Origin of the sequence: Hymenobacter jeollabukensis (assembly GCF_005771675.1) — a bacterium.
Classification (GTDB): domain Bacteria; phylum Bacteroidota; class Bacteroidia; order Cytophagales; family Hymenobacteraceae; genus Solirubrum; species Solirubrum jeollabukense.
The window spans coordinates 1-11,141 of sequence record NZ_VAJM01000017.1; the positions used below are offsets into that span (position 1 = coordinate 1).

General features: G+C 61.5%; 8 protein-coding genes and 1 pseudogene. 4 read left to right on the forward strand and 5 right to left on the reverse strand.

The window, feature by feature from the left end; all coding sequences use genetic code 11:
• The first annotated feature begins 161 nt into the window (after positions 1 to 161).
• From FDY95_RS23585 to FDY95_RS27170, 3 genes and pseudogenes are all read left to right on the forward strand, one after another.
• The gene (locus FDY95_RS23585; protein ID WP_138081764.1) at positions 162 to 464 is read left to right on the forward strand and encodes a transposase; all 303 of its coding nucleotides are present in this window, start codon (positions 162 to 164) and stop codon (positions 462 to 464) included.
• A 277-nt stretch (positions 465 to 741) separates the two neighbouring features.
• Entirely contained in the window at positions 742 to 1,017 is a 276-nt protein-coding gene (locus FDY95_RS23590; protein WP_138081766.1) for a DDE-type integrase/transposase/recombinase, read from the forward strand.
• 15 nt (positions 1,018 to 1,032) lie between these two features.
• Positions 1,033 to 1,215 (forward strand): annotated as a pseudogene (locus FDY95_RS27170) (IS3 family transposase); the annotation flags it as partial.
• 668 nt (positions 1,216 to 1,883) lie between these two features.
• Here the strand turns inward: FDY95_RS27170 and FDY95_RS23600 are convergent.
• From FDY95_RS23600 to FDY95_RS23620, 5 genes are all read right to left on the reverse strand, one after another.
• Positions 1,884 to 3,158: a M16 family metallopeptidase gene (locus FDY95_RS23600; protein WP_138081768.1), complete on the reverse strand. Its 1,275-nt coding sequence runs from the start codon at positions 3,156 to 3,158 to the stop codon at positions 1,884 to 1,886.
• A gap of 6 nt (positions 3,159 to 3,164) precedes the next feature.
• On the reverse strand, positions 3,165 to 4,364 hold the full coding sequence (gene porV, locus FDY95_RS23605) for a type IX secretion system outer membrane channel protein PorV (protein WP_138081770.1): 1,200 nt from the start codon (positions 4,362 to 4,364) through the stop codon (positions 3,165 to 3,167).
• Between the two features lie 51 nt (positions 4,365 to 4,415).
• Entirely contained in the window at positions 4,416 to 8,387 is a 3,972-nt protein-coding gene (gene porU, locus FDY95_RS23610) for a type IX secretion system sortase PorU (RefSeq protein ID WP_138081772.1), read from the reverse strand.
• Positions 8,388 to 8,519: 132 nt separating this feature from the next.
• On the reverse strand, positions 8,520 to 9,257 hold the full coding sequence (locus FDY95_RS23615; protein WP_171025826.1) for a CDP-alcohol phosphatidyltransferase family protein: 738 nt from the start codon (positions 9,255 to 9,257) through the stop codon (positions 8,520 to 8,522).
• Between the two features lie 13 nt (positions 9,258 to 9,270).
• On the reverse strand, positions 9,271 to 9,909 hold the full coding sequence (locus tag FDY95_RS23620; protein ID WP_138081774.1) for an MBL fold metallo-hydrolase: 639 nt from the start codon (positions 9,907 to 9,909) through the stop codon (positions 9,271 to 9,273).
• Between the two features lie 100 nt (positions 9,910 to 10,009).
• Here FDY95_RS23620 and FDY95_RS23625 point away from each other — a divergent pair, with 100 nt between their 5' ends.
• Positions 10,010 to 11,107, forward strand: coding sequence for an NAD(P)/FAD-dependent oxidoreductase (locus FDY95_RS23625; protein ID WP_171025827.1), 1,098 nt, complete (start codon positions 10,010 to 10,012; stop codon positions 11,105 to 11,107).
• The last annotated feature ends 34 nt before the right edge of the window (positions 11,108 to 11,141 follow it).

The window sequence follows — 11,141 nt, forward strand, 5'->3', positions numbered from 1 at the left end:
GTGCCCGTTTATGGGCCCCCGCCGCCCCCCGGCCTGCCCCCACGCGCCGAGCACGTTTGGCGCCGATTACCGCTTTTTTAGATATTGCTTGCTGAGATGTTGGGAAAGGCTGAGGCGGTCTAGCGACGCCGGACGGATTTTGGACGTATTTTCCTTCCGTCATGGCTACGACTTTACAAGAAAAGAAGCGGGATAAACGGCGCAAATATGACGAGGCATTCAAAGCCGAAGCCTTGCGCCTGGCTGGCGAAAGCTGCTCGACGCGGGCTGCCACCCGCGAATTATGCATCAACGAGAAGCTGCTCTACTGTTGGCAGCAGCAACAAGCCGTTGTGGACGCGGGTAGCGTTGAGCAAGCCCGTAACCCGGAATGGCGGGCGCTGCGGGCCGAAAACCAACGGCTGCAACGCGAACGGGCCGTTTTAAAAAAAGCCTCGGCCATCTTCCGCTGCGAGATGCCGTGAGCCGCTACCGCTTCATCGACCAGCACCGCGGGCAGGGGCCAGTGCGGGCGCTGTGCACGGCGTTGCAGGGGGGCGAGCAGGTACTACGCCTGGGGCCAGCGGCGTCCGCCGCCGGCCCCAGGCGTGCCCTCGCCGCGCATGGGCTGGGCGCCCAGCAGCCCCGCTCGTTTGTGCCGTGGACCACCGATTCCGCCCACGGCCGGCGCGTGACGCCCAAGCGCTTGCTGGACCGGCCGGCCCCCAATGACCCCAGCCAGGTGTGGGTCGGTGACATCACGTGCCTGCCCAAACAGGGGGGGGCTTGCTCTACCTGGCCAGCTGGCAGGATGCCTGCTCGCGCACAGCCGTCGGCTGGGACGTGCGCGAGTCCATGCCCGAAGACTTGGTCAGTGAGGCCCTGCGCCGGGCCGTAGCCGTGCGCCAGCCCGCGGCCGAGTTAATCGTGCACTCCGACCAAGACCAGTACACGGCCACGCGCTTCCGCGACTTGCTGGCTACCCACGGCGCGCAGCAACGCATGAGCCGGCGCGGCAACTGCTACGGCAACGCCTAGGCCGGATCCTGTTGGAGCCGGCTCAAGACCGGACTGCTCGACGGCGGCGGTTTTCCCGGCGTGGAGGAGGCGGGCCTCGAACTCAGCCACGACATTGCCTGCTATAACGATGAGCGGCGCCACTCCGCCCTGGCTTATCGCTCACCCAACCACTTCGAAACCCATCTTCAAACAACGTCCCAAATGTGTCCGGCTTAGATGGACCACCTCAGGCCGCGTGTACTTCGTACGGTAGCGCGGCCAGCATATACTGAGTGTATTGTAATTCGGCAGCATATACCTTGCTGGTGTAATCGATGGTCACAAATCGGTAGACGCGGCTTGGTTCGGTATGCACTTCGGCGGAGTCCACATGCAACTAGCTAATGGGATACTTCTGTCTTACTGGTTGGGCTTTTCCAGTATAGTGTAAGGGCAGGGAGCTAATATAGTGGCGCTGGAACAGACGGGGTAAGGCCAAGCGAATGAGCTGCGGAATCGTGTTCTGCAGCGCGTAACGGCAATCGTTGAGCGGCAATGGTGTGTGCTAGAGGCAGCTACTACACCAGCTTGTTTTTCCGCTGCAAGCACAATCAAGGGCGGTGCAGGACCCGTTTTGTATCCTGCGTGGTGAGGCGCTTGTGCCAATTGGCCACTGTTTATGGGGTGATACCATTGCGCTGGGCCAAACGTTGTAAGCTTTCTGAACTACACTGACTAGCGGCCCGCACGGCCGCCGTTGTGCAGGCGCTATGACGCGTACCAGAAGGCGAATGGCAATACACTATCACACTTCTAGATTATACATCTAATTGGTGAACGGGCGAAACAAAAGACGGCCGCTTTATAGCGGCCGTCTTTTCTATGGAGAGAGAGAAATAATACAATTAAGCTGGACCAGCTGTTACATGTACAAAGTCAGCAGGATTGAAATACTGCTGGGCTAACCGTTGTAATTGGCTAGCTGGAACAGATTCGACTTCAGAGAGGAACGAGCTGTAGAAATTGGCAGGTAAGTTCAAGAGAATAATTGAGCGGTATTTATCAGCTTGCTCAAACACAGTGCCTAGTTCATTGAGGAATTTGCCTTGGATATAATTTTTAACGGTATTAAGCTCGTCCTCTGGAATTTCATGCTGTTGCAGAAGTATCAGCTCTTTATGGATTTCTCCAACAGCAACAGATGCGTTAGCAGCGTTGACGTCGGAACCGATTACGCACGAACTGGCGTGTTCTCGGTGGGAGATGCTGGCATAAATACCGTAGGTGAGGCCCTTATCTTCACGAATATTCTTCATCAGTCGGGAGCCGAAATACCCTCCCAGTACTTTTACTAGCAACTGCAGCTGGTGCGTGTTGGGATGCTGGGCGTCGGGCCACCGGCGGCCAATGCGGATAGAGGCCTGTAGGCTGTCGGCTACGGTGACGTGGTCGGCGGCAGCAACAGCGGGCGCTGCTGGAGCATGTACCGCTATACGCTGCGCGGTAGTAGTAGAGTAGGAAAACAGATCAACGATCTGTTTGATATGGTCGTCCTCCAATGCGCCGCAGGCAAATATTTCGGCTTGGGATAAAGCGTAAGCTTGTTGATAAAATTGGTGCACCGCTTCAGGCGTTATATCGCGGAACGCATTTTCGTCGAATACTACGCCGTAGGGGTGTTGGGAGCCGTAAAGGTTACGCGCGAACCGTTCGGACGCCTGGTAGCTGGTTTTCTGCCGCTCAACGCGGATATTCTGGGCGGTGCGCGTCTTGATCTGGTCCAGCTCAGCGGGGGGGAAGGTAGCGTTGAGCAGAACGTCCTGCACCAGCGGCAGCAGCTGACTGAAATGACGAGCTAGACAATACAGCGTCAGCGTCGCCCGATCAAAACCCTGTTCACAATCGAGCGAGGCACCATAGAAGGCTACTTCTGCGGCTATCTGGCGAGCCGAGCGGTTGCGCGTGCCTTCCAGCAGGGCCCGCGCGGTGAGCAAGGAAGTACCGGGTGAAGGATCGTACCAGCGGCCGGCGGGCAACACTACCTGCAGCCGTATTACAGGCTGGGCAGAGTGCGGCAGGATGTGGAGACGAGCGCCATTATCCAAGTACGACACTTGGGCTGAAGGCAAATCGACCCGGCCAAGTGGCCGGGTCGGTGGGGGAGCTAGACGATTGAGCATCCAGAATTAATTTGAGGGAGTGTCCTCGCTGGGAGCGACTGAACCGCCCTGATTGCCATTGAAATTGAAGTGCAGGGAAACCCGGATAGTATTGGCCAGCGGGTTGGCTTTGGAGTTCGGCACCAGATATGCGGCATCGGCTCCAAATACTTGATAGCGGAGCCCCAACCCGAGGCACAGGTATTGCCGGTCACCTTTCTTGGGGTTTTCGTAGAAATAGCCTACGCGAGCAGCCAAGAGGTCGTTGTACCAGTATTCGGCGCCGGCCGAGAGGTTGATTTCCCGCATTTCCTCCTTGAAGCCGCCCGGAGCGTCGCTGAAGGAGCTAAGCATGCCGCTGACAATGCCCTTGTTGGCAATTTCTTGGTTACGCGCTACCACCGCCGGATCGTTGGGTGCAACCCCGTCGATGTAGTACGGCGTTGGGACTAGCAGCTTGTTGGCGTCGACGGTAAGCGTGATTTTGTTGTAAGCGTCCAGCTCGCGCGTGATGGCGGTACCAATCTTGAGGTTGGTCGGCAGGAAGTCGGCTTGGTCGGCTTTGGTGTAGTTGATCTTGTTGCCGATGTTGGCCACTGCCGCGCCAAACGACAGATTATAATCCGACGGACCGATGGTGACGTCGCGGGTGTAATAGGCGCCGAGGTCGACGGCGGCGGCGTTGCCGGGGCGGCTGTCCTGAATCTGGCTGCCGGTGAGGTTGGAGCGGATATAGCGGGCGGTGGCACCCAAGCCGAAGTATTGGCTCAGCTGCTGCCCGTAGGATACGCTGATGGAGTATTCCTTCGGATTGAAAGTACCGTCGGGCTGGTTGGTAGCGCTGCGAAAGTCAATCTGGCCGAGGTCGAAATAGGTAATGGCGGCGGCCAGGGCGGAGCGCTGCCCAAACTTTTTATAGCCCGAGATAGAGGAAATGCTCATGTCATCGGTCACGTTGCGCAGCCAGGGCGAATACGAAGCCGACAGGCCATACGGATTGGTTTCGAACCCGAGCTTACCCGCGTTGTGGTAGGCAGCATTGGCATCGGGCGAAAGCGCCACGCCCGCATCACCCAGAGCAGCCGAACGCGAATCAGGGCTGATCGTCAGGAACGGAACGGCGGTAGTGATGGTGTTGGGGTCTTGCTGCGCGTGGGCGGCGGTTGCGCAGCCCAGCAGCAGGGCCGGGAGCAAATAGCGCGAAGCCGTCGGTTTCGGAAAAAGCATAAACAAAGGGGAAGAGTCGGGAAAAGCGGAGGTGAAGAAAGTAACCGGCGGCTAATTGAGCAGCACGAGCTTTTCGAATTTGCTGACCGTCGAACCGTCGTGCGGGGTGCGCACGCTGAGGCGGTACACGTAAACGCCGCGGGCCAGTTGGTCATTATAGTCGTCGCGGCCGTCCCACTGAATAGGGGCTGCGTGCGCTGCGCTGCTGGCCCCGGCAGGCACATACGCCGTCAGGGTACGCACAAGTTTGCCGGACACGGTGAAAATCTGCACCTGTACGTCGAGCGCGTCGCCGAAGCGGTTGTGGTCGAAGTGGAAAGTGGTGTGTCCAGCGAAGGGGTTCGGATAGTTCAGAATGTGGCTGAGGGCCAGCTTTTCGTCGTGCGCGACGATGAACTCGATTTCCTTCTCGGCGGAGTTGTTGTGCGTATCCCACGCCTTGACGCGGAGCACGTGCGGACCCACCGCGAGGCTTTTGTAAGGGTAGCTGACGGTGCCGCTGGTGAACTTGTCGGTGTTGGCCGTGTAAAATTCGTTTAGCACGGTCACTTTGCTCGCGTCGTTATCAAGGGTAGCGGTCAGCTCGTGGCCAATGCCGGTGCCAGCGGTATTAATGCCGTTGGCGTCGCTGATGCGCGCCAGGAGCATGGTGTTGGGCTTGGTGAGGCCCCCGAAAACGAAGGTGGTATCGTCCATAGCCAACCGGATAACCGGCGGAATGGAATCGGCAAGGGCCGTGTTGCTGGCACCGCCGATGACGACGCGTGGGTTGGCTCCTTGGCCATCCACGTTGCGCGCAGAATCGGAGGCGTAGAAGCTGATTTTGCCGAAGCCGAAGCTGTAGTTGATATCCTTCGGCACGATAAACTGCACCTGGAAGCGGCCGTTGGTTACCGTGGCTTTGCCGTCGTACACCACGTCTTTCTGCACGGATACCCGGGCCGTGTCGCTTTCGTTGCCAAGCGTGTATACCGTAGAGGGTTTCTCGTAAACCGTTACGTGTACTTTGCCATTGAATGAGGTTTGCAGCGCTGCCGTGACGGGGTGTACCACTTCCCCTTCGAGGCGTACCTGCTGCAAGGCGCGAATGGTATCGATAGGGGCGTGCGTGGGGTCTTGCGCATCGCTCATGCGGGTAGCGCGCACCGTGTAGTAGGGCATGGCCAGGCGCATGCTGGGGTCGCCAAGCAAGGTGAAGTTGCGGTTGTAAAGGTCAACGCCGTCTCCATTTTTGCCTGCCACTACCGCATCGCCCAGTCGGGGCCAGTTGCCGGTGCCAGCGGCCCGGGTAAACAGAGCCGAAAGGAAGACGTTGGCCAGCGCCTGGTTGTTAGAAGCGTACACCAAGCGCGTGGTGGTGAGCAGGCCAATGCCGCCGGCGCGGGTGTCGGTAAGCAACTGTTCGCCGGCGGAGGTGAAGCCCGGATCGTCGTACCAGGCGAAGTCACAGGTACCGGTGAACATGAACGTGGGACGCGTGGTGTTTTGAAGCGCGAGAACCGAACTATTCGTCAGGATCTTTTCGTCCATCCAGCCTCGGGGCCCGCCGTGGCCTGCGTACGATACCACCAGTGAGCCTTGCTCGATTGAGGCGTCGAGCGCGGCGTTGGCTTCGGGCGAAGACTGGCCCGCTGCGCTGCTTTGCTGGGGATACATATCCAAGTACACCTTGTTGACCTGGTAAGCCGGGCGCGTGTTCACGAGCAGATTGGCCGGCGCTTCGGCGTTGTTCTGGTGAATATTGGCGTCGCCGTCATCGGCGACGAACGTGATGCGGTTGCGCCATTTGCCTTGCGTAACAGGTTGGTCGTAAGCCAAGAGCTTATCGACCATAGTAACGGCTTCGGCAGCCGAGTTCGGCTGATTGACGGGGAAGCGAACGGGCAGGCGGCCCACGGCAACATCCATTAGATCATCGCCCTCAGATTCGGTCCAAGCGCCCTCGTCGTCGTCTAGAAAGCCGAAGTAGTCATCGGAGCAGAACGACGGCTGGAGGAGCACTTTGTCGAACGACGAGTACGACTCGTAAGTCGGGACGAAGTTCTGGTTGTCGGCGTCGCGCACTTGGCGGTTGCGCCACCAGCTGGGCAACTGGGCAACGTCGTTCTGGTAGTCGGATTTGTAGTCGTAGGAGGCGTCGCCGAACAGCAGCAGGTAGAGACGCCCGGGCTGACCGGTACGACGGTCGTAGAGCATCTTCATGAAGTCACGAATGGCCGTGACGTCCTGCCCGCCGGAGCTGAATTCGTTGTAGATCTGCTGCGGCGTCACCACCAGGGTGCGGAGCTGGTCGTAGTCGCGGCGGTGGTCGGCCAGGCGCCGCGCTTGCTCCAGAAACACGGGCGGTGCCACAATAACCAGGTCGATGGGCGTGGTGAGGCCGTTGGCGTGCAGGTTTTGGTTGGCCACCCGGCCAAACGCCCGCGGAGTATCGAAGCTGCCGTTGGGCGTGAAGGCCACATACTCGCGCAGACTGCTGGTCTGGGCCAGGAAGCGGCCGTTGGCGTGGGTCAAGCTCTGGGCCAAGCGAGGATTGGTGACATCCCACACCACCAGGTTGGCCGGGGCGCTCTGCACCTCAAATGCGCTAACGGCGTTGGGCAGCAGGTTATCGAGCGAGCGGAACTCCAGCGGCCGGCCGCTGAGCTGCAGACGGCGGCGGGCCTGCACTTCCAGGTAATCGAGGTAGCCGGCGGCCGAAGCGTCGGAAACCGAGCCACTGTACGTCATGCTGACACGCAGGTCGGAGCCGGAGGCGGGAGCCACCGTATTGTAGGTGGTCACGTCGGTGTTGGCCACTTCGGCGTAGCAGTTGCCCTGCGTCAGGTCGCAGGATTGGCCGCGCACAGCCTGCGGAATGCCCACGGAGCTGCCGTTCAGCTGCAGCGTGAAGGTGGTGGTGCGCCCGGGCAACGAAGTCGCCGCTACCGACGAAGTGAGCTGCAAGGCAGAGCCCGGTACCAGATTGCTAACGCCGGCAAACGTAAATTCTTTCTGCGCGTCACGGTTGAAACCCTCGCCCAGCCACCGCCGGCCCGATTTGAGCAGGTTGGCCAGCTCCCGCTCGTAAAAGAAGTGGTCGGTATACTCGGTGATGGTAGCGGTAGGCGTGCCGCTTACGGCGGGCTGGGCCGCCACTCGCCGGCCATTGACGCTGCCGACGGTGAGAAAATAATAAGTGGTATCGGTGTACGTGTTCAGCTCGTGGCTGAAGCGGCGGTCGGTAGTCGAGTACGACCAGGTGTGCGGGCCCCGGGAGTAGAAAAGGAAATACTCGTCGTCGTCGAAGGTGGCGTTGTTGCTGCCGTTGTCGGCGAAGTAGATGGCGTTTTCCGCCAGGTCGTCGGGCCGGTCGATGTTGTTGGCCTGGGGCAGCATGCCGAGCCCGTAGCCAAACAGCTGCAGCCGGCGCGGGTCCAGAGTCTGCACGGGCAGGCCCAGGTTGCGCAGGTAGTTCTTGTCGAGCTTATAGACGCTGCCGGTGCCCAGGTCGGTGTTCGTCACCCCGATCTTAAACCAGTCGCCGGTGCGCAGCGCAGAATTGGCGGCGTAGTTGCGGCTGGTGGTACGGGCCTGCGGGGCAGTGCCCGCGCGGTAAGTATAGCCGAAGCTGAGAAGCTTTTCCAACTGCCCGGTCTGCGCGTTGCGGCGCACGGCCGGCATCTGGGCAATGGTGGCCGGCTGGCGGTTTTCGGTGCCGTGGCGCAGGCTAAACTGCTGCCCGGCATCGGTGGCGCCCGCAAAAGCCGCCGCTTCCTTAGCCGTGAACGGGGCATAGCGCGCGTCCAGCAGCTGCACCTCCGTCACGTAGCCGGGCAGGTAGAGGCTGACGGCGGGCAACCGCTGGCCGCCGGCAAAAACGGCGCCCTTAAACGAAGGTACGTAGATGCCCACCCCGCGCGTGGGGAAGATGAGTTCCTTGCTGTTCCAGTCGAGGGTGACCTGCTGAGTCGGGGCCTGCGCCTGCGCCTGCCAGCTCAGCCCGAGGAGCAGCCACAAAAGCAACGAAGTAGAAAACCGCATAAAAGCTAGATAAACAGCGTGGTGTGATTTTGGCGGACGAAGCTTCCGGCGGACCCCTCAACAATCGTTCCGGCCGGTGCGTTCAGTTATCGGCCTATACAACTAGCTGAGTGGGAAAATATTGTGCGGCGCTTATCCTTTGGCCGGAAGCCGCACCACCGACAGCAGCACGTACAGCAGGATGATGAGCGGCACCGCCGCGGCCCGCAGCACGGCCAGTAGCAGCACCGACAGCAGCAGGAACACGAAACGCAGCGAATTGTCCTGCCAGGTGAAGTTTTTAAACTTCAGGGCAAACAGCGGCAGCTCAGCCACCAGCAGGCCCGACATCAGAAACGTGAGGCCCAGCAGCACCCAAGGATTCAGGATGAAGCCGCCCACGCCGAACGAGTCGAAGGCCAGAATCACCGGCAACGAGGCAATCAACATGGTGTTGGCCGGCGTCGGCACCCCGATAAAGGAGTCGGACTGCCGGGTGTCGTTGTTGAACTTGGCCAGGCGCAGGGCCGAGAAGATGCTGACGGTGAAGGCCAGGTACGCCAGGCTTTCGGGCAGCGCGGTCAGCGGCAGCACGTGCTGCAGCAGCTTAAAGAGAATGGCGCCCGGCACCACGCCAAACGACACCATGTCGGCCAGCGAGTCGAGGTCCTTGCCGATGGGGGAGGACACGTGCAGCGCCCGCGCCACCAGGCCATCGAAGAAGTCGGCAACGGCGGCAATGCCGATTAAGTAAGCGGCCTGCACCAGCGGCTGCCAGTCGGGCGAGGCCGTTTGGCGCGGGTCGTAGGCCAGAATCAAACTCAGCGCCACGCAGCCGCAGAGCAGGTTCAGGCAGGTCAGGGCGTTGGGCAGGTGGTTTTTGATAGCCATCAGGCGGGAATAACTAGCGCAAAAAAGGATTGGACACGCGTTCGGCGCCCACCGTGGTGGCGGGGCCGTGGCCGGGGTACACGGTGGTGTCGTCGGGCAGGGTGAGCAGCTGCTCGCGGATGCTCCGGATCAGCGTGTCGTAGTCGCCGCCGGGCAAGTCGGTGCGGCCGATGCTGCCGCGGAAGAGCACGTCGCCGCCGATGACTGCCTTGGTTGGCGCATGGTAGAACACCACGTGGCCGGGCGCGTGGCCGGGGGCAAAGCGTACTTCCAGCTCAGTTTCACCAAAGCGCAGCGGCTCGCCGGGCGTCAGAAAGCCGGTGGGCTCGGCCGGGTTATACAGCGGGAAGCCGTAGTTGGGCGCGTACGTCGGTACGGCGCGCAGCGTGGCGAGGTCGGCCTGGTGAATGAGAAAGGGCGTGCCGGGCCAGGTGTCGAGCACGAACTGGTTGCCGAACACGTGGTCGATGTGGCAGTGGGTGTTCAGCAGCAGCTCCACGCGCAGGTTGTGGTCCTTGATGTACTGCTGCAAAGCCTGCTGCTCGGCCCGCTCGTAACAGCCGGGGTCGACGATGGCGCAGGCGCCCGAGGCGTCGTGGAGCAGGTAGGTATTTTCGGAAAAGGCGTTGAACGTAAAGCCCGAAACGGTCATGCAGAAAGGGAAAAGCCCGCCGCAGAGGCAGGCAGAGAACGGGAGGGTAAGTTACGCAATCGGCCGCGTACCGTCGGGCAAAGTGCGTATTTTGCCCGGAATGCAAGCTCACGCCGACTACCTCATCATTGGCCACGGTCTCGCCGGGGCCACCCTGGCCCGCACCCTGCGCCAGCGCGGCCGCCGCGTGGTCGTGCTCGACGCCCAGCAGCCCGACTCGGCCACCCGGGTGGCGGCGGGCCTCATCAACCCCGTGGCCGGCAAGCGCTTCGCCCTGGCCTGGCGCATCAACGACCTGCTGCCCGCCGCCCGGCAGTTCTACCAGCAGCTCGAAGCCGAGTCGGGCCGCCGGCTGTACTTCGAGATGCCCATTCTGAAGCTGTTCAGCTCGGTGCGCGAGCAGAACGACGTGCTGGTCCGCTCGGCCGGCCAGCCCTGGGGCGACTACGTGGCCGACCCCGCCCAGCCCCTGCCCGAAATACCCGGCCTCGAGCAGCCCTTCGGCGGCCTAGAGCTGCGCCACGGCGGCTGGGTCGACACGGCCGCGCTACTCGACGTGCTGGCCGACGACGCGCAGAAAAACGGGGAGCTGCGCGCCGAAACTTTTGTGCCGGAGCTGCTTGTTGCCGATGCATCCGGCGTCCGCTACGGCCCCGGCTTGCGCGTGGGGCGCGTGGTGTTCTGCGAAGGCGCCGCCGTCACCGCCAATCCGTGGTTCAGTTGGCTGCCGGTGACTCCCAACCAAGGCGAAGTGCTCGACGTGGAAGCTCCCGATCTGCCCACCGACTACGTGCTCAACCGCGGCGCCTACGTGGTGCCGCTCGGGGATGGGCGCGTGCGCGTGGGCGCCACGTACCGCTGGCCCCCGTTCAGCCCCGAGCCCACGGCCGAAGCTCGCGAGGAGCTCAGCCAGCGGCTGCGCGAGCTGACCACGGTGCCCTTCCGCATCACGGGCCAGCGCGCGGGCATCCGGCCGGCCGTGCGTGACCGGAAACCCTTGTTGGGCACGCACCCGGCGCATCCGGCGCTGGCCGTGTTCAATGGGTTGGGCTCGAAAGGCGTGCTGCTGGCGCCCCGCCTGGCGGAGCTGCTGGCCGAGGCCCTGGAAACCGGCGCGGAACTGTGGCCGGAAGTCAATATTATTCGTTATCAGGCGTTGTATCCGGTTACCTTGCCGCCGACTGCCACGCCCGCCTGACCTTCTCTCTTCGACCTGCTTTTTTGCAGCCGTT